The organism is Xanthomonas sp. (genome assembly GCF_017163755.1).
Taxonomy (GTDB): domain Bacteria; phylum Pseudomonadota; class Gammaproteobacteria; order Xanthomonadales; family Xanthomonadaceae; genus Xanthomonas_A.
Map to the genome: position 1 here is coordinate 26,552 of NZ_JAFIWC010000029.1, position 20,202 is coordinate 46,753.

Here is a 20,202-nt window from a genome sequence, read left to right on the forward strand (position 1 = left end):
CGCCGACGGGCAGGACCCGGGGTCGCGCCGCGTGCCGGCGCGGGCGCGGTGGCGTCCTGCGCATGCCCGATCGCTGCGGCGCAGCCGGCGCCCGATGGCGGATCGCGCGGCCGCTCCACGGTTGGTCGCAACGTCGCCGCGGGCGCCGGCGCGTGCGCGCAGGTGGAGGCCTGCGCCGACGCGCCGGCGGCGCCGTGCGCTGGCGGCCAGCGCAACGGATACAGCGACGCATGCGCCACGTCGAACGCGCTGGCGTCGGCGAAGGCGCGCGCCTCGGCGATGCAGCGCAGCGCACGGATCGCGCCGCCGTGGGTCACCACCAGCACCCGCGCACAGGCCGGCGCACGTCCGGCCACGATCGCATCGAGCGCGGCGCGCAGGCGCGCGACGAAAGCCATGAACGGCTCGGCGGCCGGCGGCGGATGCGCCACCGGGTCGGCCCAGAAGCGGCCCAGCGCGTCGCCGTGCCGCTCGGCGAGCGTGGCCATCGGCACGCCCTGCCAATCGCCGAAATGGTATTCGGCCAGGCGCGCGTCCAGGGTCAGCGGCAGCCGCCGCCGGCGCGCCAACGCATCGGCGAACTGCGCGCAGCGACGCAGCGGCGAGGCCACGATCCAGTCCCATTCGTGCCCGTCGACCGCGTCGTTGAGCTGGGCCCAGCCGCGTCCGCTGAGCGGGTCGTCGAGCTGGCCGCGATAGCCGCGGCGGCCGGTGTCGCCGTGCCGCAGCAGGTCGATGCGCAGCTCGCTCATGCGCCGCAAACCCCGGCCTCGGCGAACGTCGCCATGCCGCCGTGCAACGCACAGGCCAGGCGCAGCAACGGCACCGCGCTGGCCGCGCCGCTGCCTTCGCCCAGGCGCAGGCCGAGATCGAGCAGCGGCGTGGCTTCCAGCGCGCGCAGCAGGCGCGCGTGGCCGCGTTCGTGCGAGCGGTGCGCGAACAGCAGCCAGTCGCGCACGCCCGGGTTGATCCGCACCGCGGCCAACGCCGCGGCGCTGGCGATGAAGCCGTCGACCAGCGCCGGGATCCGCGCCTGCGCCGCGGCGATGTAGGCGCCGGCGAGCGCGGCGATCTCGAAGCCGCCGAGCCGCCGCAGCCGTTGCACGGGATCGCCCGCCTCGGCATGCAGCACCAGAGCGCGGTCGATCACTGCGACCTTGCGCGCGATGCCGGCCGCATCCAGCCCGGTGCCGGCGCCGGCCAGTTCCGCCGCCGCGGCCGGCAGCAGCGCGCAGGCCAGCGCCGCGGCCGCGGTGGAATTGGCGATGCCCATCTCGCCGCCGACGAACAGCTGCGCATGCGCCAGGCGCGCGGCGCGCACGCGGTCGGCGCCGGCCTGCAGCGCCATCTGCAGTTGCGCCGCGCTCATCGCCGGCGCCTGGCACAGGTTGGCGGTGCCTGGGGCGATCCAGGCGCGGCGCACGCCGGCGATCTCGCCCGGGTCGTTGACCGTACCCAGGTTGACCACGTCCAGCGTCGCGCCGATCGCCCGCGCCAGCACCGCGATCGCGGCGCCGCCGCCGGCGAAGTTGCGCAGCATCTGCCCGGTCACCGCCTGCGGGAACGCCGATACGCCTTCGGCGGCGACGCCGTGATCGGCGGCGAACACGCTGATCCACACCCGCTCCAGCGTCGGCCGTTCGCGGCCCTGCCAGGCCGCCAGCTGCACCGCCACCGTCTCCAGCATGCCCAGCGCCCCCGGCGGCTTGGTCAGTTGCGCCTGCCGCGACAGCGCCGCGTCGCGCGCGCGCGCATCGGGCGCCGGACACGGCTGCGCGATCCAATCGTCCCTCATTGCGGTGCTCCCAGGTCATGCGTTTCGTGCGTGGGCAGCGGCCCGCCCTTGAGCAGCATCGGCAGGCCGGCCACGACGAACGCCACCTGGCCGCAACGCGCCGCCAGCGCCTGGTGCAGGCGCCCAGCCTCGTCGACGAAGCGGCGGCTGAGCTCGCCCAGCGGCACCACGCCCTGCCCCACTTCGTTGCCGACCAGGATCACCTGCCCGGGCAGTTGCGGCAGCGCCGCCAGCAGCGCGTCGCGTTCGCGCGCGAACGCGGATGCGTCCGGCGCGCCGAGCAGGTTGCTCAGCCACAGGGTCAGGCAATCGACCAGCACGCAGCGCGAGGCACGGGTTTCGGCGCGCAGCGCCGCGGCCAGCGCCAGCGGCTCCTCGACCAGCCGCCAATGCGCGGGCCGCTGCGCGCGGTGCCGGGCGATGCGCGCGTCCATCTCGCCGTCCAGCGGTTGCGCGGTGGCCAGGTAGACCACCTCGCGGCCACTGGCGACGGCCAGCCGCTCGGCCAGCGCGCTCTTGCCCGAACGCGCGCCGCCCAGGATCAGGCTGTGCATGCGGGCGCCTCCAGGCCGAACTGCGCGCACAGGAAACGCCGGTCCAGATGCGTATCGACCATGTCGGCCAGGCGCTCCAGCGAGCGTTCGCGCAAGGCGCGCACGTCCAGCGGCGCGGCATCGTCCAGGCCGGCCCAGCCCAGCAGCGCCGCCAGCGCGTCGGGGCTATCGAACAGGCCGTGCAGATAGGTGCCCAGCACCTGGCCGTCGGCGGAGATCGCGCCGTCGCCGCGGCCGTCGTCCAGGCGCAGGGCCGGCCGCGCCAGCGCCGGCCCCGCGCTGATCCCGCAATGGATCTCGTAGCCACTCACCGCCGCATCGGCGAAGGCCAGCCATCCATGCGCCTGGCCCAGCTGCTTGCGCGGCGCCAGCGTGGTGTCCAGGTCGAGCCAGCCCAGCCCGTCGCTGGAACCGGCCGCGCCTTCGATGCCGTGCGGATCGTGTACCGCGCGGCCGAGCATCTGCAGCCCGCCGCAGATGCCCAGCAGCCTGCCGCCGTAGCGCAGGTGCCGCGCGATCGCCGCGTCCCAGCCCTGCGCGCGCAGCCAGGCCAGATCGGCGCGGGTGGACTTGCTGCCGGGCAGCACGATCAGGTCGCAGGCCGGCGGCGCCTGGCCCGGGCCGACGAAACGCAGCTGCACCTGCGGGTGCGCGGCCAGCGCATCGAAATCGGTGTGGTTGCTGATCCGCGGCAGCGCCGGCACCGCCACCTGCAGCCGCGCCTGCGGCTTGGCGGCAGCGGCCTGCGGCAACGCGTCCTCGGCTTCCAGCTGCAGGCCGTGCAGGTACGGCAGCACGCCGAGCACCGGCTTGCCGGTTTCCCGCTGCAGCCAGTCCAGCCCCGGCTGCAGCAGCGCCAGGTCGCCGCGGAAGCGGTTGATCACGAAGCCGCGCACGCGCGCTCGCTCGCTCGGCGACAGCAGCGCCAGGGTGCCGACCAGGTGCGCGAACACGCCGCCGCGGTCGATGTCGGCGACCAGCAGCACATCGCAGTCCACCGCTTCGGCATAGCCCATGTTGGCGATGTCGTGCGCGCGCAGGTTGATCTCCGCCGGGCTGCCGGCGCCTTCCACCACCAGCGCTGCGTAGCGTGCGCACAGGCGCGCGTGCGAGGCCAGCACTGCCTCGCGCGCGATGCGCTTGTAGTCGTGGTAGGCGGCCGCGTCGAGCGTGGCCACCGCGCGGCCGTGCACGATGACCTGCGCGCCGGTGTCGCTGTGCGGCTTGAGCAGCACCGGATTGAAGTCGGTGTGCGGCGGCAGCCCGCATGCCTGCGCCTGCACCGCCTGCGCGCGGCCGATCTCGCCGCCGTCGGCGGTCACCGCCGAGTTCAGCGCCATGTTCTGCGGCTTGAACGGCGCCACCGCCACCCCGCGCCGGTGCAGCCAGCGGCACAGCGCGGCGACCAGCGTGCTTTTGCCGGCATCGGAGGTGCAGCCCTGCACCATCAGCACGCGCGCGCTCACCGCCGCGCCCCGCAGATCTCGCCCAGCGCGTCGCGCAGCCGCGCGTAGCCGGCGTCGTCCGGCGGCAGGCCGAAGCGCAGGCTCGGCGGCACCTCGAACAGCCGGGTCAGGATGCCGCGCGCGGCCAGCGCCTCGTGCAGCTCGGCGGCGGCGGCGTGCCGGCACCACTGGAACAAGCCGCAGCCGCCGCTCGGCGCCAGCTGGTGCGCGGCGAGCAGCGCGGCCAGGCGCGAGGCGGCCACCTGCAGCCGCAGCCGCGCCTGCGGCTGCCAGTCGCGATCGGCCAGCGCCAACCCCAGCACGTGCCGCGACGGCCCGCTCAGCGTCCATGGCCCCAGGCGCTCGCGCAACGCGCGCAACAGCGCCGGCGCCGCGGCGACGAAGCCGGCGCGCGCGCCGGCCAGGCCGAAGAACTTGCCGACCGAGCGCAGCACGATCAGCCCGTCGCGTTCGGTCTCGCCGCACAGGCTGTGCTCGGGGGTGGCGTCCATGAACGCCTCGTCGAGCAGCAGCCAGCCGCCGCGCGCGGCCAGCTGCGCGTGCAGCGCGAGCAGGGCGTCGCGTTCGAAGCGCTCGCCGCCGGGATTGTTCGGATGGATCAGCACGATCACGTCCAGACGCGGCGCCTGCGCCAGCAGTTGCGCCGCGGGCAGCGTTTCCACCGCGTGGCCGGCGCGCCGCCAGGCGTGCGCATGCTCGGCATAGCCCGGCGCGATCACCCCGACCCGGCTGCGCGCGCGCAGCTCCGGCAGGGCCTGGATCGCCGCCTGCGAGCCGGCCACCGCCAGCAGCTGCGGCGCGCCGTAGTACGCGCAGGCCACCTCGAGCAGGCCGTCGTCGTCCTCCGGCAGCCGCTGCCAGGCGCGCGCGGGAATCGCCGGCACCGGCCATGCGAACGGGCTGATGCCGGTGGACAGGTCCAGCCATTGCGCCGGCGCGATGCCGTAGCGGCGCGCGGCGCGCAACAGGCGGCCACCATGTTCAAGCATGCGCGGATCTCCAGTCATCGAAGTTGCGCCGGGTGCGGCACGGGTGGCGCTGGCACGCGACCGTGCCGCGGCGCGCACGGCCGGCTATGCGGCGCGCGCTCATGCGGCGGTCTCCGGCAGCGCCGTCGCCAGCGCGATCGCCGCCAGCCACAGCACTGCCGTGCCCCGCACCAGCCACAGCGCGCGCGCGACCGACGCGGCGTCGGCGGCCGCGCCCTCGCCCAGCGGCGGGCGTTCCTGCCACTGTCCGTGGTACGGCGCCGCGCCGCCGAGGCGCACACCGAGCGCGCCGGCGCCGGCCGCCATCACCGGCCCGGCATTGGGGCTCTTCCAGGCCCCCGCCTGCCGGCGCCAGCAGCGCAGCGCCGCAGGCGTGCGGCCGAGCAGCGCGTAGCTCAGCGCGGTCAGGCGCGCCGGCACGTAGTTGAGCGCGTCGTCGATGCGCGCCGCGGCGCAGCCGAAACGCCGGTAGCGCGCGTTGCGGTAGCCCCACATCGCATCCAGCGTATTCGCCAGCCGGTACAGCACCGCGCCCGGCGCGCCGAGCAGCAGGCCCCAGAACAGCGCGCCGAACACCGCATCGCTGCCGTTCTCCAGCACCGATTCGGTGGCCGCGGTGGCGATCTGCGCGGCATCCAACGCGGCGGTGTCGCGGCTGACGATGCGCGCGACCGCGGCGCGCGCGGCGGCCAGATCGTCGGCACGCAGCGCCGCGATCACCGGCCGCGCGTGTTCGCCCAGGCTGCGCAGGCCCAGCGCCAGATACAGCGCCAGCGCGGCCAGGCCCGCCGCCGCCCACGGCGACCAGCGCCACAGCGCCCATTGCAGCGCGCCGGCGAGCAGCGTGGGCGGCAACACCGCCAGCGCCCACGCGCCGAGCCCGGCGCCGCGACGGTCGCGGTACAGCCGCGCCTCCAGCCATTGCGCAAGGCGCCCGAACGCGACCAGCGGATGCGCGCGGCGCGGCTCGCCGAGCAGCAGGTCCAGCCCTATCGCGGCGATGGCGGTCAGCAGCAGCATGGGCAACGGCCATGGTGGCACGTGCGCGGAACCGTCATGACGAAGGCAGCACTGGGGTTCATGCCGCCGCCCCCTCGAACAACGCCACTGCCGCGGCAGGATTGGACGGAAAGTAGAAGTGCACGAAGCTGGCGGTCAGGCGCCGCTGCCGGTACACCGCCTCGGCGCTGGGGCCGCCGTTGGGATTGCGTGCGTGCGCCAGCGGCGCCAGCGCCATTTCGGCGCGCGCGTAGTGGAAGGTGTGCCCGCGCAGCGTGCCTTCCGGCAACGCCACCTCCTGCAGGCCCAGCGCCGCCAGCCGCGGCTGCAGCGCGGCATGGCCGGCAAGCAGGCCGGCCATCGCCGCCGCCTGTCCGTCGCGATCGGCCAGTTGCTCCAGCAGGAACAGCATGCCGCCGCATTCGGCGAGCAGCGGCTTGCCGGCGCCGGCATGGTCGCGCAGCGCGGCGTGCAGGTCGTGGCGCTGCGCCAGCGCCTGCAGATGCAGTTCCGGGTAGCCGCCCGGCAACCACACCGCATCGCAGTCGGGCAGTGATTCGCCGGCCAGCGGCGAGAAGAACCGCAACTGCGCGCCGGCGGTCTGCAGCAGATCCAGGTTGGCCGGATACAGGAAGCAGAACGCGGCGTCGCGCGCGATCGCGATGCGCACGCCGCGCAGACGTTCGGGCACCGCCGCCAGCGCCGCCGGCGCGAACGCCAGCGGCGGCGGCAATGCGGTCGCCGCATGCTGCGCCCACGCGTCGGCCAATGCGTCCAGGCGCGCGTCGAGGTCGGTCACCTCGGCCGCGGCGACCAGGCCCAGGTGCCGCTCCGGCAAGGCGAGCGCGGCATCGCGCGGCAACGCGCCGAGCCAGTGCAGGTCCGGCGGCAGGCTCTCGCGCAGCAGGCGCGCGTGGTGCGCGCTGCCGATGCGGTTGGCGGCCACGCCGTACATCGGCAGGCCGTGGCGGTAGCACGCAAGGCCGGCGGCCAGCGCACCGAAGGTCTGCGCCATCGCCGCGCCGTCGATCACCGCCAGCACCGGGAGCGCGAAACGCTCGGCCAGATCGGCACTGGACGGATCGCCGTCGAACAACCCCATCACGCCCTCGACCAGGATCAGCTCGGCCTCGCCGGCGGCGGCGTACAGCCGCGCGCGCACGTCGTCCTCGCCGTTCATCCACAGGTCCAGCTGGTAGGCCGGCGCGCCGCTGGCCTGCGCGTGCAGCATCGGGTCGAGGAAGTCCGGGCCGGTCTTGAACACCCGCACGCGCCGGCCCTGCCGCGCATGCCAGCGCGCCAGCGCGGCGGTGACGCTGGTCTTGCCCTGCCCGGACGCCGGCGCGGACACCAGCAGCGCCGGGCACGCGCGCGGCGCGGCGCTCACAGTTCGATCCCCAGTTGCGCCTTGATGCCCGCCTTGAACGCATGCTTGACCAGGCGCATCTCGGTTACGGTGTCGGCGGCGGCTATCAGCCCGTCCGGCGCGCCGCGGCCGGTGATCACCACGTGCTGGCGCGGCGGGCGCGCGGCCAGCGCGGCGAGCACCTCGTCCAGCGCCACGTAGTCCTTCACCAGCGCGATGTTGAGTTCGTCGAGCAGCACGAAATCGGTGCCGGCGTCGGCCAGCATCCCGCGCGCCACCTGCCAGGCGGCCTGCGCGGCGGCGGTGTCGCGCGCGCGGTCCTGGGTTTCCCAGGTGAAGCCCTCGCCCATCACGTGGTAGTCGAGCCTGTCGTCGAAGCGGCGGAAGAAGGCTTCCTCGCCGGTGGAGAAGCTGCCCTTGATGAACTGCACCACCCCGCAGCGCAGGCCGTGGCCGAGCGAGCGCGCCAACATGCCGAAGCCGGACGAGCTCTTGCCCTTGCCGTTGCCGGTGTTGACCACCACCACGCCGCGGTCGATGTCCGCGCGCGCGATGCGGCGGTCGATCAGTTCCTTCTTGCGCTGCGCGCGTTCGCGGTAGTGCGCGTCGGCGTCGCGTCCGGCGGCGTTCATGCGCGCGCCCCGGCGCGCGCGCGCAGCCGCTGCGCGGCGACCGCCAGCAGCACGCCCAGCGCGGCGTAGCCGGCCAGCGGGCCCAGCGCGCGCGGATAGTAGTGCGGGATGCGGGCGATGAAGCCGGCCCAGTCCGGATCCGGATAGCGGCCGGAGAAGAACCAGAACCCGCCCTTGGACAGCAGGTAGGCGACGCTGGCGCCGAGCAGCAGCGCGATCGCCAGGCGCGGCACGCTGCGCCAGCGCCCGTCGTGCAGGTGCCGCGCGTATACGCGGCCGCTCCACCACAGCGCGGCATAGGCCAGCGCCAGCGCCCAATACGCCGGCGACAGGCACCAGTCGCTGATCGTGCCGCTCGCCAGGCTGGCCAGATCCAGCGCGCTGGACAGCGCGAACAGCGCCGGCAACGGCCACCACGGGCGCAGCAGCGCGCCGGCCAGGAAGAACACCGCCCACGACGCGCTGGGCAACGCATCGACGCTGGCGAAGTGCTGGCCGCGGGTGCAGACCATCAGCGCGGCCAGCATCAGCCCGGCGACGGCCTGCGCGACGGCCGAGGCCAGCGGCAATCCTGCCGGCGGCAGCGGCGCCGAAGCGGAGCGAGCGGCGGGAGCGGACCGTGCATTCATGCGGACTCCAGGGTTCGGGAAGGAAAGGCGCGGACGGCAAGCGCGTGCAAGGCCAGCGCGGCCGCCAGATAGAACGCGGTGCTGCGCACGAACAGCGGCCCCCACTGCCAGGCGCGGGCCAGGTACTGCGACCAGTGCGGATCCGCATAGCGCCCGCCGAACCAGTAGAACGCGCCGTTGGAGACCAGGAACGACGCGGCCGCCGCCGCGACGCCGAGCAGCAGTGCGGCGCCCAGCGAGGCCGGCCGCGCGCTCAGCCGCGGCGCATACGCGCGCGCCGGGTACCACAGCAGCGCATAGGCCAGCGGCAGCGCCGCATAGGCCGCGGTGACGCAGAAATCGCTGACCCCGGCCAGCGCGATCGCCGCCCAGTCGATCAGCAGCGCCAGCAGCAGCAAGGCGATGAAGGCCGCGTGCCGGCGCAGGTACAGGCCGCCGACGAAGAACAGCGCCATCGACGCGTCCGGCAGGTGCAAGGCGTCGCCGAAATGGTGGAAGCGGGTGGCGACCATCGTCGCCGCGACCGCCACGCAGATGCCGGCCTGGGCGTACGGCGCGCGCGCGCTCATCCGTTCTCTCCCGCCGCCGCGTCCGCCGCCGGATGGTAGCGCAGCGTCAGCAGATAGCTGCGTCCGGGCTGGGCGTAGTACGCCGCGGTCTGGTAGCGCCGGTCGAACACGTTGCTGGCCGCCAGCGCCACGCTCCAGTCGCGGCCGAACGCATAGCCCACGCGCAGGTCGACCAGGCCGTAGCCGCCCAGCCGCGCGCTGTTGCCCAGGTTGTCGTAGCGCGCGCCGGAGCCGAATACGCTGGCGCCGGCGTTGAACGCGCCGAAGCGGCGGTCGGCATCGATGCGTCCGCTGCGCCGCGCGCGTCGCGGCAGCCAGTTGCCGTGGTTGACCGCGCCGTCGGCGCGCGGGTCCAGCCAGGTCAGCCGCGTGCGCAGCGTCCAACCCGCCAGCGCGGTGTCGTAGCCGGCCTCGGCGCCGCGGATGCGCGCGCGGTCGATGTTGTTGGGCTGGCCGAACGGATGCGCCGCATCGGTCAGCGCCGGATCGTAGGCGATCAGGTCGTCGACCCGGGTCTGGTAGGCATTGAGCGTCCACGCGCCCCAGGCGTAGTCGCCGCGCAGGCTCAGCTCGACGCTGCGCGAGGTCTCCGGGCGCAGCGCGGGATTGCCGTAGTCCGGGTAGTACAGCTCGTTGAACGTCGGCGCCTTGAACGCGGTGCCGAAACTCGCCCCCAGCCGCAGGTGCCGGTGCAGGTCCCAGCCCCACAGCACGCTGCCGGTGGTCTTGCCGCCGAACTGGCCGTTGTCGTCGCGGCGCACGCTGGCCTGCAGCGACTGCGCCGCCATGCGCTGCTGCCACTGCGCGAAGGCGCCGCGGTTGATGCGCCGTTCCACGTCGTAGGCGTCGCTGGCGTCCACGTCGTCGCGCTGCCAGTCGTAGCCCAGGCTCAGCGTGCCGGAGCCGGCGGCAAGGTCCGCCTGCAGCGAGCCCAGCTTGCGGTGCGTGTCGAACGCGGACGAATACGCGCCGCGCAGGTAGGCATCGCTGAGGTCGGCGGTCTCGCCGAGGCTGGCGCTGAGGTCCAGCGCGCCGCTGGCGGCGTAGCGCAGGCGCCCGCCGACCACCTGCTGCACGCCCTTGGCCATGTCGTTGGCGCTGCCGTCGTACTCGTTGCGGCTGCGCGCGCGCAGCGCGCGCAGGTCGGCGTCCCAGCGTTCGTTGAAGCGGTAGCCGCCCTGCACGCTCAGCGAATCGTTGGCGTAGCCGTCGCGGTCGGCATCGTAGTAGCGCGAGGCGGTATTGAGATAGGCGTTGATGCCGGCGGTCTCCTCGTGCGCGACGTTGACCGCGTACCAGCCGCCCCGCTCGCCTTGCGCCTGGCTGCGCCCGGCCAGCCCGGCGCCGTAGCGACGGGTGGCGTCGCTGCCGATCGCGGCGCTGGCGCTGGGCGCGAAGCGGCCGGGCGGACGCCGGGTGAAGATCTGCACCACCCCGCCGATCGCTTCGGAGCCGTACAGGCTGGAGAACGGCCCGCGCACGATCTCGATGCGCTCGATCTGTTCCAGCGGAATGTCCTGCCATGCGGCGCCGCCGTTGGTCGCCGAGCCGACCTTCAACCCGTCGACCAGCACCACCACGTGGTCGGACTCGGTGCCGCGCAGCAACAGCGAGCTGGTCTTGCCCGCGCCGCCGTTGTTGACCATCGACACGCCGGCCTCGCCGCGCAGCAGTTCCGGCAGCGAGAGCGCCTGGCGGCGCTCGATCTGCGCGCGGTCGATCACCTCCACCGGCGCCAGCGCGCGATCCTGGCTCTGCGCGGTGCGGCTGGCGGTGACCACCAGCCGGTCCAGGTCGACGGCCGCGCCCTCGGCCAGCGCCGGGGCGACCACGCACGCAAGCGCCGACGCCAATGCGGCGCGACGCGGAAAAACAGTTCGGGACTGCATGAACGACGACTCCTTGCCGCGCCTGCCCGCGCGGTAGCGATGGATGGACGGCAGGCGGCAAGGCACCACGAAGCGCGCGCACGGCAGCGCCGCATGCGCGATCCATGACAACGCCCACCGCGTGCCGGGTCATGCCCAAGGCCGGTCTCCGGGCTTGCGAGCGAAGGCCTGTCGCCTTCCGGTCCGCGCCTTCCCATGCGAATGCACAGTGGCCTGTTGCGGAGCGTGTTCTCGCCTACCGTTGCGGGGGCAGCTCCGGAATTGCCGGCTCGCGTATCGCACGCGGCCCGGCGCACCGGATTCCCGTTTCAACCGCCGGCCGAGCCGGCGGTCACCTTGGGTGCGGGCATGCTAGCAGGTGGCGGAGGTCGTTGGGGAACGTGTCCGTGCGCTGCGCGTAGGCGCGGCCCCGGCCAAGGCGGCGCGCCGTCGGCGCCGCGGGGCTGATGCACACTCCCTTGCAGGAGTGGCGCCGGCATGCCGGCGCCGGTCGGTCGCCACAGAGCGTTCACTGCACGGCTTCATCCCGAACCGACGGTGTCGGCACACCGGCACCCACCTACAACGCCCGCTGCGGAAAACGGGAGCATCGGATCACTGCCGCAGGCCGCGCCGCGCCTGCCCCGCCTGGCGCAGGACCAGCGCGTTGACCTTGCCATCGCCATCGCGCTCGAATGTCAGTTCGATGCCGTAGGCGGCGGCTTCGAATGCGTCCCTGGCCACCGCCTCCAGCGCAAAAGCGTCTTGTCCGGTGGCCTGCGCGAACAGCTTGCCGTCGCGCTCGCTGACCGTCAGCACGAAACCCGGCGCCAGTGGATATTCGCCCGGATAATCCTTCAAAGCGGCCGCCGGCGGCGCGAACGCCGGCTTCTGCGAAGCATCGACCCGGGTTGCCGGCAACGCCGCACCGGCTTGGCGCCAGGTGAATACATAGCTGCCATCGGCCTTGCGCTGCGGCTGCAGCAGCGCATCGAACTCCAGCGGGTAGAAATCGCCGGCGTCGTCGAACGCCATCGCGTACTCGCGCTGGCCCTGCGGATGGATGATCAGCGCATCGTCCTTGCGCCGCAGCTCCATCTTCAAGCCGCCGGCGATGTGATATTGGCCCGCCAGCTGATCCAGCAACTCCGCAGGCGCGGGCACGCGCTTGCGCGGCTTGCCGAGCGGGAAACTGTCGTCGAGCAGGTGCAGACCCAGTCCCTGCAACCCACCGGTGGAGATCCAACTGGTGTCGGAAAGAATGGCCACGCCGCGCTGGCGCCCGCGATCGAAGGCAACAAATGCGGAGAAACCGCCGGTAGCGCCTTCGTGCAGATGGACGACGCGGTCGGCAACGGATAGCAGCATCCAGTTCATCGCCATCGGCGGCTGTTCCGATACCTGCTGCTGGCTCAGCCGCAGCGCCTTGGCGATGGGCGCCTGAGCCTGCCCGAGCTGCGCTTGCACGTACTTCGCCATGTCGTCCAGCGTCGCACGCACGCCGCCGACGCCGGCCAGATCGACGCCGAAGTTCCACGCCGGCACCGGTTGGCCATTGGACGAATGGCCCTGGGCGGCGCGGATGCCTGCCGGAGCCCGCTCGACGTAGGCGCGATCCATCTTCAGCGGTGCGAACAGGCGTCTGTGGATCAGCGTTTCGTAATCCTCGCCGGCGCGCTTGGCGACGGCATAGGACAGCAGCATCGAGGCGAAATTGGAATATTCGAACTGCTTGCCCGGCGCGCGGGCGAGTTCGACGTCGGCGAGGGAAGCCAGCAATGCGGCCGCATCGAGCTTGGCATAAGGATCGGCCGGATCGGCCGCGCCCATCCGCGAAGGCAACGCAGGCAGGCCGGAGGTGTGGGTGACGATATGGCGCAACAGGATCGGTTGGCCTTCGAACACCGGCACCCGGATGTCTCGCGGGAGATATTCGGAAAGCGGATCGTCCAGCGAAGCCTTGCCTTGTCCGATCAGATCGGCCAGCAATGCGGCGGTCATCGTCTTGGTCACCGAGCCGATCTCGAAGGCGCTGTTGGCGCCGATACGCGGAGCGTCGTCGGGATTGGCGCAGGCATAGGTGCGGATGACCGCCTGTCTCTCGATCAGCGCCACCGCCAGGCAGGCACCGGTGCGGTCGCCCAGCAGCCGCTGATCGACGATCTGGCGCAGCTCGGCATCGGTAAGCGCATGGGCATTGCCAGCGGCAAGCGTCAACGCGAACGCCACGAATCGAAGCTTCATCAGCCGTTCTCCTGGTCGGGAACCTGCCACCTTACCCAACGCCGCGATGCGCCGCGTTATTGCGGCGAACGCCGGCATTGCCGCTGCCGGCGATTGACCATCTGCGGCCAACCATCTCGGCTGCATCAATCCGCCAGCAGTGCCTTCACGGTATCGCGTAGCGGTGGGCAACGGCGTCGCGATCGACGTGACGGCTTCGGCCACCCTAGCGGCCGGCGACGACGTCGCGCATCAGCGGCTGGCTGCCGCTGAAGATCCAGCAATCCAGGCGATCATCGTCGCCGGCTTCGGCGAACGCCGCGCTCCACGGCAAGGAGACGCGCGCCCGCCGCACAGGACCGCCTGCGCGCGCCCAAGCGGCGCATCGCCGCCCGGCCATCGCATACGGCGTCCATGCGCGCCATCCGGACCCGGAGATCCGCACGGGCCGCCGGCAGCGGCCCGCCCGTGCGATGCCATATCAGGCCTTGACGAACACCAGCTGCCCGCCCTCGGCATCGACCTTGATCGTGTCGCCACTGAGGAACTGCGCCGACAGGATCCGCTGCGCCAGCGGGTTCTCCAGCTGCGACTGGATCGCGCGCTTGAGCGGGCGCGCGCCGTACACCGGGTCGAAGCCGACGTTGCCGAGCAGCTCCAGCGCGCGCTCGGTCAGCTCGATGCGCAGGCCGCGCTCGGACAGGCGCTTCTCCAGTCCGTGCAGCTGGATCCTGGCGATCTGCTTGATCTGCGCCTTGTCCAGCGGATGGAACACCACGATGTCGTCCAGGCGGTTGATGAACTCGGGGCGGAAGTGCGCCTGCACCACGCCCATCACCGCCGCCTTCATCTGCGTGTAGGCCTCGGCCGAGCCGTCGCCGGACAGCTCCTGGATCTGGTGCGAGCCCAGGTTGGACGTCATCACGATGACGGTGTTGCGGAAATCCACCGTGCGCCCCTGGCCGTCGGTGAGGCGGCCGTCGTCGAGCACCTGCAGCAGGATGTTGAACACGTCGCTGTGCGCCTTCTCCACCTCGTCGAGCAGGATCAGCGAATACGGGCGCCGCCGCACCGCCTCGGTGAGATAGCCGCCCTCCTCGTAGCCGACGTAGCCCGGAGGCGCGCCGATCAGCCGCGCCACGCTGTGCTTCTCCATGAACTCGCTCATGTCGATGCGGATCATCGCGTCGCTGCTGTCGAACAGGAACTCGGCCAGCGCCTTGCACAATTCGGTCTTGCCCACGCCGGTGGGGCCCAGGAACAGGAACGAGCCGCTGGGCCGGTTCGGGTCGGACAGGCCGGCGCGCGAACGCCGCACCGCGTCGGACACGACCTTGATCGCCTCCTGCTGGCCGACCACGCGCTGGTGCAGGTCGTCCTCCATGCGCAGCAGCTTGTCGCGCTCGCCTTCGAGCATCTTGTTGACCGGGATGCCGGTCCAGCGCGACACCACCTCGGCGATCTCCTCGGCGGTGACGCGGTCCTGCACCAGCTTGAAATCGTGCTGCTCGGCATCGCCGGCCGCGGCGAGCTGCTTCTCCAGGTTCGGCAGCAGGCCGTACTGGATCTCGCTCATCTTGGCGTAGTCCTGGCGCCGATGGGCCGCCTCCAGCTCGACCCGCGCCTGCTCGATCTGCTCCTTGATTTTGGTGGCGCCCTGCAAGGCGGCCTTCTCCGACTTCCATACCTCGTTGAGGTCGGAGAACTCGCGCTCGAGCTTGTCGATGTCGCTTTCCAGGTCGGCCAGGCGCTGCCGGCTGGCCTCGTCCTTCTCCTTCTTCAGCATCTCGCGCTGGATCTTCAGCTGGATCAGCCGCCGCTCCAGGCGGTCCAGTTCCTCCGGCTTGGAATCGATCTCCATGCGGATGCGCGAGGCGGCCTCGTCCATCAGGTCGATGGCCTTGTCCGGCAACTGGCGGTCGCTGATGTAGCGGTGCGACAACGTCGCCGCAGCGACGATCGCCGGGTCGGTGATCTCCACGCCGTGGTGCACCGCGTAGCGCTCCTTGAGCCCGCGCAGGATGGCGATGGTGTCCTCCACCGTCGGCTCGCCGACGAACACCTTCTGGAAGCGCCGCTCCAGCGCCGCGTCCTTCTCGATGTACTTGCGGTATTCGTCCAGCGTGGTGGCGCCGATGCAGTGCAGCTCGCCGCGCGCCAACGCCGGCTTGAGCATGTTGCCCGCGTCCATCGCGCCGTCGGCCTTGCCGGCGCCGACCATGGTGTGCAATTCGTCGATGAACAGGATCACCTGGCCCTCGGCCTTGGACAGGTCGTTGAGCACGCCCTTGAGCCGCTCCTCGAACTCGCCGCGGAACTTGGCACCGGCGATCAGCGCGCCCATGTCCAGCGACAGCACGCGCCGGCCGCGCAAGCCTTCCGGCACCTCGCCGTTGATGATGCGCTGGGCCAGGCCTTCGACGATCGCGGTCTTGCCGACGCCGGGCTCGCCGATCAGCACCGGGTTGTTCTTGGTGCGCCGCTGCAGCACCTGGATGGTGCGGCGGATTTCCTCGTCGCGGCCGATCACCGGGTCGAGCTTGCCGCTCTCGGCGCGCGCGGTCAGGTCGATGGTGTACTTCTCCAGCGCCTGGCGCTGGTCCTCGGCGTTCTCCGACTGCACGCTCTCGCCGCCGCGCAGCTTCTCGATCGCCGCCTCGATCTTCTTCTTGTCGGCACCGGCGGCGCGCAGCGCCATGCCCAGCGCGCCGCTGTCCTCGGCCGCGGCCAGCACGAACCATTCGCTGGCGATGAACTGGTCGTTGTGCTGCTGCGCCAGCTTGTCGGTGTGGTTGAGCAGGCGGCTGAGATCGTTGCCGATCGACAGGTTGCCGGCCTGGCCGGTGACCTTGGGCAGTTTCTCCAGCGCCTCGCCCAGGCGTTCGCGCAGCACCGGCACGTTGACCCCGGCCTGCGCCAGCAGCGAGCGGGTGCTGCCGCCCTGCTGGTCGAGCAGCGCGGTGAACACGTGCAACGGTTCGACGATGGTGTGGTCGCGGCCCACGGCCAGCGACTGGGCGTCGGCCAGCGCCTGCTGGAAACGCGAGGTGAGCTTGTCCATCCGCATCGGGAATTCCTCTGATGAAGGGCCGGCCACTGCCGGCATGCTAGTCAGATGCGGTTGGCGCGGCGTGTTTCAAGGCCTTGCGAGACGCCGGTCGACCGCCCTTCCGCTGCGCGGGCGATGGTGTCTCAGCGCCTCAGCCCGACATCCCGCCGGAAACGGCCGGCCGGCCGCAGGCCCGCCCGCGCGCGCGCACCGGCCGGCCGCCGGCGCTCACGCAATGCTTCCGGCCGGCGCCTTAGCCTGTCGTTTTCCCCCAACGGAGCCCCGATGCGCTACGACCTCTACTACTGGACCGGGATCCAGGGCCGCGGCGAGTTCGTGCGGCTGGCGCTGGAAGACGCCGGCGCCGCCTACCGCGACGTCGCCCGCGAGGAAGGCGACGAGGCGATGGACGCGTTCCTGCAGGGCAAGCAAGCCGGCGCGCGCCCGTTCGCGCCGCCGTTCCTGAAATCCGGACGGCTGGTGGTGGCGCAGGTGGCCAACATCCTGCACTACCTGGGTCCGTCGCTGGGCCTGGTGCCGGACAGCGACGCGCGCCGCCTGCAGGCTCTGCAGCTGCAGCTGACCATCGCCGACCTGGTCGCCGAGGTGCACGACAGCCACCATCCGGTCGCCAGCGCGCTGTACTACGAAGAGCAGAAGGCCGAGGCCAAGCGCCGCGCGGCGGATCTGCGCGCGCAGCGGCTGCCGAAGTTCCTCGGCTATTTCGAACAGGTGCTCGACCAGGGCGGCGGCCGCCATGCGCTGCGCGAACACTCGTACGTGGACCTGTCGCTGTTCCAACTGATGTGCGGGCTGGACTATGCCTTCCCCAACGCGATGAAGAAGCTCGCGCCGCGGCTGCCGCTGCTGCGCGCATTGCAGCAGCGCGTGTCCGAGCGTCCCAACATTGCCGCGTACCTGGGCTCCGAGCGCAGGCTGCCGTTCAACGAGAACGGCATCTTCCGCCACTATCCCGAGCTGGATGGCTGATCGCGGGCGTCACCTGCCGCCGGCACGGACCGGCACGCATCGGCGGCGGCGCCTGCAGCATCGGCATGCCCGTAGCGGCGCCACGGCCGCAAACTCGGCCGCGCCGGTTTCCGCGCAGCCGCATGCGCCTTGCGCCAGGCTCGGGTCCGTCGGGCACGGACCGCGCGCTGGCGGTCACGGCCCCTGCAGGTGCGCGACCACCCAGACGTCGACGATCGCAGCGGCGGCCTGGGCGGCTTGCGCCGGTGCGAGCCGCTTGTCGCCCTGCAGCCAGCTGGCGGTGGCCTGGCGCACCTGCGGCAACAGCGCCAGCGCGCGCTTGCGCTGACTGTCCGGCCATGCGATGTCGCGGCCTTCGTCGCCGGCGCCCTCGCCGCTCCAGTCGTCGATCGCCGAGGCGGCATCGCCGGAATAACGCTTGCGCAGCTGCGGCTGCAGGTAAAGCAGGGGCGAAACCGTCGCGCGCAGTTCGATGACCCGCCAGTCGGCGAAGGTGGCGAAGCGGATCGTGCCCGCGTCCATGCCGTACTGCTGTTCGGTCGGCTCGATCGCCGCGCGCAGCTGCTTCCAGGCGGGCTGCCGGAACAGGTCCCCTTGCGGCGCGCAGACCGGCGCCGAGCCGTCGCGGGTCGACCCGTACAGCGGCCCCATCGCGTCGTAGGCGAGCGCGCCCTGGCGTTCGAACACGAAGCAGTGCACGTAGGGGCGCGCGTCGTCGCCGTAGTTGCGCTCGATCCACATCCGCAGCAGGGTCAGTTCGGCCATGCCGGCCGGTGCCGCCTTGTCGTTGGCGGTGTCGTCAAGCAGCGAGGCGGCGAACGTGTCCTGCTTGCGCAGCGCGGCGCTCGCGCCCGCGAAACGGCTGCGCGCCTCGCCTGCGGCGACGCCGGCGGCCGGCACGAAGCGCTGCAGGTACGCCAGCCAGGCCGAGGCCAATGGGCCGTCGTAGTCGCGCAGTTGCGCCGCGGCCGCGGCCGGCGCCGCGGGAATGCCGGCGATGATGCGATCCAGGCGCGCGGCCGCCGCGGCGTCCAGCGGGTCGAACTGGTGCAGGCGCGCCTGCTGCGTACGCTGCACGCATGCCGCCACAGCGGCTTGCTGCAGGCAGGCATTGCGCTGCGCCAGCCACGCGCGCTGCGCGTCGCGCGCGGACCGCACCTCGCCGCGCGGCAGCGCGTCGAGCAGCGCCGCGTAGCGCTCGGCCAGCTGTTCGTCCTGCGCCCCGAGCGCCTTGTCGTCGCACAGCAGGCGTTCGACGCGGCTAGTCGCCTTGGCGCAATCGAACGAGGCCGCCATGGCGCCCGGCAGCAGCGCCAGCGCCGCCAGCGCCGTGGCGGCCAGCGCGTACATCCGTGTGGTTTTCATCTGCATCGCATGCTTGCCCGTTCGTGGACCGGCGCAGCGCCGGCCGCGACAGTGTCGCTCAGTCCACCGCCACCGCGCGCGGCTTCTGCAGCGACAGCAGGCCCAGCAGCGCGGCCAGCGCCACGTAGCCGCCGACGAACTGCCAGGCGATCAGCTTCGGCAGCCCGCTCAGCGTCCACGGCAGGTAGATGCCGCCGCGCGCGTCCACCGAATGGATCAGCCCGAACAGGGTCAACCCGGCGGCCACCAGCAGGAACGCCGCGGCCCGGCGCAGGCGGCCATCGACCATCGCCGCCACCGCCGCGGTCCACAGCATCGCGGTGATGATGAAGCCGTTTCCCAGGGTGAAGATCACCGCCAGTTCCGGCAGCCCGTGGCCGTCCAGCGTGGTGGTCAGCGCGGCCAGCTTGTCCGGCGGGATCCAGCCCGGCGCCTTGATCGCCAGCAGATAGGCCACCGACGGCAGGAAGCCCAGCACCATCGCCCCGGCGTGGCGCTTGGGCGTGGCCTGGAACGCCTGGGTGGTGATGTCGATGGCCACGTACACGATGATCGGCGCCAGCACCGCCAGCGGCAGCCACTGCACCAGCCCGGCGACCAGGCCGAGCATGCCGCCCAGGCCGATGAACAGCCCGGTCAGCAGCGTATAGCCGCTGCGCGCGCCCATGTGCTTGTAGGCCGGCTGGCCGATGTACGGCGTGGTCTGGGCGACGCCGCCGCAGACCCCGGCGACCAGCGTCGAGCAGGCCTCGACCAGCAGGATGTCGCGGGTGCGGTAGTCGTCGCCGGCCGCGCGCGCGCTCTCGCTGACGTTGATGCCGCCGACCACCATCAGCAGCCCGAACGGCAGCAGCAACGGCAGCAGCGGCACCGTGTCGGGCAGGCCGGCGAGGAAGCCCAGGTTCGGCCACGGCAGCACCAGTTGCGGCGCCACCCAGTGCGGCGCCTGGTAGCCGGGGATGCCGTAGCCGGCCGCATTCAACCAGTAGTACAGGCCGGTGCCCAGCACCAATGCCACCGGCACGCCCGGCAGGCCGTACGGCAGCCGGCCCTTGGCGATCAGCACGTACAGCAGCAGGCCCAGCACGACCAGGCCGACCAGCGGCGCGCGCAGCGTCTCCAGCAGCGGCAGGAAGCCCATCAGCACCAGCGCGATGCCGGCGATCGAGCCGAGCAGCGCCGCGCGCGGCAGCGCGCGGGTCACCGCGTCGCCGAAGAACGACAGCACCGTCTTCAGCACGCCCATCACCACCAGCGAGGCCATGCCCAGGTGCCAGGTGGCGATCGCCGCCGCCTGCGGGTCCAGGCCCTGCTGCTTGTAGCGCACGAACGCCGGCCCCAGCACCAGCAGCGCCATGCCGATGCTGGTCGGCGCGTCCAGGCCCAGCGGCATCGCGGTGACGTCGCTGCGCCCGCTGCGCGCGGCCAGCCTCCGCGCCATCCAGGTGTACAGCAGGTTGCCGATCAGCACGCCGAGCGCGGTACCCGGGATCATCCGCGTGTAGATCACCTCGGCCGGGAACTGGAAGATCCCGACCAGGGCCATGGTGATGAAGCCGAGGATCGACAGGTTGTCGACCACCAGCCCGAAGAAACCGTTGAGGTCGCCGGCGACGAACCAGCGCGGGCGCGACGTAGAAGGAGCGATACTGGGCATGCGGGCGATGGCCACGTGAGGGATCGATGGATGGTAATGGAAGCGGCGCTT

Annotated in this window: 15 protein-coding genes, 1 pseudogene and 1 riboswitch; of the genes and pseudogenes, 1 reads left to right on the forward strand and 15 read right to left on the reverse strand. The window is 72.3% G+C overall.

Annotated features, from left to right (window positions below):
- Nucleotides 1–143: 143 nt before the first annotated feature.
- From JR065_RS17545 to clpB, 13 genes and pseudogenes are all read right to left on the reverse strand, one after another.
- A pseudogene (locus JR065_RS17545) lies at nt 144–752 on the reverse strand (histidine phosphatase family protein); the annotation flags it as partial.
- On the reverse strand, nt 749–1,795 hold the full coding sequence (cobT, locus tag JR065_RS17550; RefSeq protein WP_206235642.1) for a nicotinate-nucleotide--dimethylbenzimidazole phosphoribosyltransferase: 1,047 nt from the start codon (nt 1,793–1,795) through the stop codon (nt 749–751). The pseudogene JR065_RS17545 and the gene cobT, both read right to left, overlap by 4 nt.
- Nucleotides 1,792–2,349 (reverse strand): bifunctional adenosylcobinamide kinase/adenosylcobinamide-phosphate guanylyltransferase, encoded by a 558-nt coding sequence (cobU, locus tag JR065_RS17555; protein WP_206235643.1) that lies wholly within the window; start codon nt 2,347–2,349, stop codon nt 1,792–1,794. Before cobU ends, cobT begins: the two co-directional genes overlap by 4 nt.
- Nucleotides 2,337–3,815 carry a cobyric acid synthase gene (locus JR065_RS17560; protein ID WP_206235645.1) on the reverse strand — a complete coding sequence of 493 codons (1,479 nt, stop codon included), beginning with the start codon at nt 3,813–3,815 and terminating at the stop codon, nt 2,337–2,339. The genes cobU and JR065_RS17560 overlap by 13 nt, the downstream gene beginning before the upstream one ends.
- Complete coding sequence (gene cobD, locus JR065_RS17565; RefSeq protein ID WP_206235646.1) at nt 3,812–4,804, reverse strand: threonine-phosphate decarboxylase CobD; 993 nt, start codon at nt 4,802–4,804, stop codon at nt 3,812–3,814. The genes JR065_RS17560 and cobD overlap by 4 nt, the downstream gene beginning before the upstream one ends.
- A gap of 99 nt (nt 4,805–4,903) precedes the next feature.
- Complete coding sequence (cbiB, locus tag JR065_RS17570) at nt 4,904–5,824, reverse strand: adenosylcobinamide-phosphate synthase CbiB (RefSeq protein WP_206235648.1); 921 nt, start codon at nt 5,822–5,824, stop codon at nt 4,904–4,906.
- 58 nt (nt 5,825–5,882) lie between these two features.
- A complete protein-coding gene (locus JR065_RS17575) occupies nt 5,883–7,190 on the reverse strand; it encodes a cobyrinate a,c-diamide synthase (RefSeq protein WP_343237296.1) in 1,308 nt (435 codons plus the stop codon).
- Nucleotides 7,187–7,801 carry a cob(I)yrinic acid a,c-diamide adenosyltransferase gene (gene cobO, locus JR065_RS17580; RefSeq protein WP_206235650.1) on the reverse strand — a complete coding sequence of 205 codons (615 nt, stop codon included), beginning with the start codon at nt 7,799–7,801 and terminating at the stop codon, nt 7,187–7,189. Before cobO ends, JR065_RS17575 begins: the two co-directional genes overlap by 4 nt.
- On the reverse strand, nt 7,798–8,430 hold the full coding sequence (locus tag JR065_RS17585; RefSeq protein WP_429001882.1) for a hypothetical protein: 633 nt from the start codon (nt 8,428–8,430) through the stop codon (nt 7,798–7,800). The genes cobO and JR065_RS17585 overlap by 4 nt, the downstream gene beginning before the upstream one ends.
- Nucleotides 8,427–8,999, reverse strand: a complete 573-nt coding sequence (locus JR065_RS17590) for a hypothetical protein (RefSeq protein ID WP_206235651.1) — start codon at nt 8,997–8,999, stop codon at nt 8,427–8,429. Before JR065_RS17590 ends, JR065_RS17585 begins: the two co-directional genes overlap by 4 nt.
- The gene (gene btuB / locus JR065_RS17595) at nt 8,996–10,888 is read right to left on the reverse strand and encodes a TonB-dependent vitamin B12 receptor (protein ID WP_206235652.1); all 1,893 of its coding nucleotides are present in this window, start codon (nt 10,886–10,888) and stop codon (nt 8,996–8,998) included. Before btuB ends, JR065_RS17590 begins: the two co-directional genes overlap by 4 nt.
- A 122-nt stretch (nt 10,889–11,010) precedes the next feature.
- Nucleotides 11,011–11,242: riboswitch (cobalamin riboswitch) on the reverse strand.
- A gap of 240 nt (nt 11,243–11,482) precedes the next feature.
- The gene (locus tag JR065_RS17600; RefSeq protein ID WP_206235653.1) at nt 11,483–13,315 is read right to left on the reverse strand and encodes a serine hydrolase; all 1,833 of its coding nucleotides are present in this window, start codon (nt 13,313–13,315) and stop codon (nt 11,483–11,485) included.
- Between the two features lie 256 nt (nt 13,316–13,571).
- A complete protein-coding gene (clpB, locus tag JR065_RS17605) occupies nt 13,572–16,157 on the reverse strand; it encodes an ATP-dependent chaperone ClpB (protein ID WP_206235654.1) in 2,586 nt (861 codons plus the stop codon).
- Between the two features lie 267 nt (nt 16,158–16,424).
- On the opposite strand from clpB, the gene JR065_RS17610 reads away from it, so the two are divergent.
- Nucleotides 16,425–17,129: a glutathione S-transferase gene (locus tag JR065_RS17610; RefSeq protein WP_206235655.1), complete on the forward strand. Its 705-nt coding sequence runs from the start codon at nt 16,425–16,427 to the stop codon at nt 17,127–17,129.
- A gap of 174 nt (nt 17,130–17,303) precedes the next feature.
- Here the strand turns inward: JR065_RS17610 and JR065_RS17615 are convergent, their stop codons facing one another.
- Complete coding sequence (locus JR065_RS17615; protein ID WP_241093716.1) at nt 17,304–18,494, reverse strand: lysozyme inhibitor LprI family protein; 1,191 nt, start codon at nt 18,492–18,494, stop codon at nt 17,304–17,306.
- 58 nt (nt 18,495–18,552) lie between these two features.
- Nucleotides 18,553–20,151: a hypothetical protein gene (locus JR065_RS17620; protein ID WP_206235685.1), complete on the reverse strand. Its 1,599-nt coding sequence runs from the start codon at nt 20,149–20,151 to the stop codon at nt 18,553–18,555.
- Nucleotides 20,152–20,202 lie beyond the last annotated feature (51 nt).

Bases quoted from the DNA above. Each gene is read 5' to 3' on its own strand.
- cobD (WP_206235646.1), bottom strand. From the start codon at position 4,804: ATGCTTGAACATGGTGGCCGCCTGTTGCGCGCCGCGCGCCGCTACGGC.
- cobO (WP_206235650.1), bottom strand. From the start codon at position 7,801: ATGAACGCCGCCGGACGCGACGCCGACGCGCACTACCGCGAACGCGCG.
- cobU (WP_206235643.1), bottom strand. From the start codon at position 2,349: ATGCACAGCCTGATCCTGGGCGGCGCGCGTTCGGGCAAGAGCGCGCTG.
- clpB (WP_206235654.1), bottom strand. From the start codon at position 16,157: ATGCGGATGGACAAGCTCACCTCGCGTTTCCAGCAGGCGCTGGCCGAC.
- JR065_RS17620 (WP_206235685.1), bottom strand. From the start codon at position 20,151: ATGCCCAGTATCGCTCCTTCTACGTCGCGCCCGCGCTGGTTCGTCGCC.
- JR065_RS17585 (WP_429001882.1), bottom strand. From the start codon at position 8,430: ATGAATGCACGGTCCGCTCCCGCCGCTCGCTCCGCTTCGGCGCCGCTG.
- cobT (WP_206235642.1), bottom strand. From the start codon at position 1,795: ATGAGGGACGATTGGATCGCGCAGCCGTGTCCGGCGCCCGATGCGCGC.
- JR065_RS17615 (WP_241093716.1), bottom strand. From the start codon at position 18,494: ATGAAAACCACACGGATGTACGCGCTGGCCGCCACGGCGCTGGCGGCG.
- btuB (WP_206235652.1), bottom strand. From the start codon at position 10,888: ATGCAGTCCCGAACTGTTTTTCCGCGTCGCGCCGCATTGGCGTCGGCG.
- cbiB (WP_206235648.1), bottom strand. From the start codon at position 5,824: ATGCTGCTGCTGACCGCCATCGCCGCGATAGGGCTGGACCTGCTGCTC.
- JR065_RS17590 (WP_206235651.1), bottom strand. From the start codon at position 8,999: ATGAGCGCGCGCGCGCCGTACGCCCAGGCCGGCATCTGCGTGGCGGTC.
- JR065_RS17610 (WP_206235655.1), top strand. From the start codon at position 16,425: ATGCGCTACGACCTCTACTACTGGACCGGGATCCAGGGCCGCGGCGAG.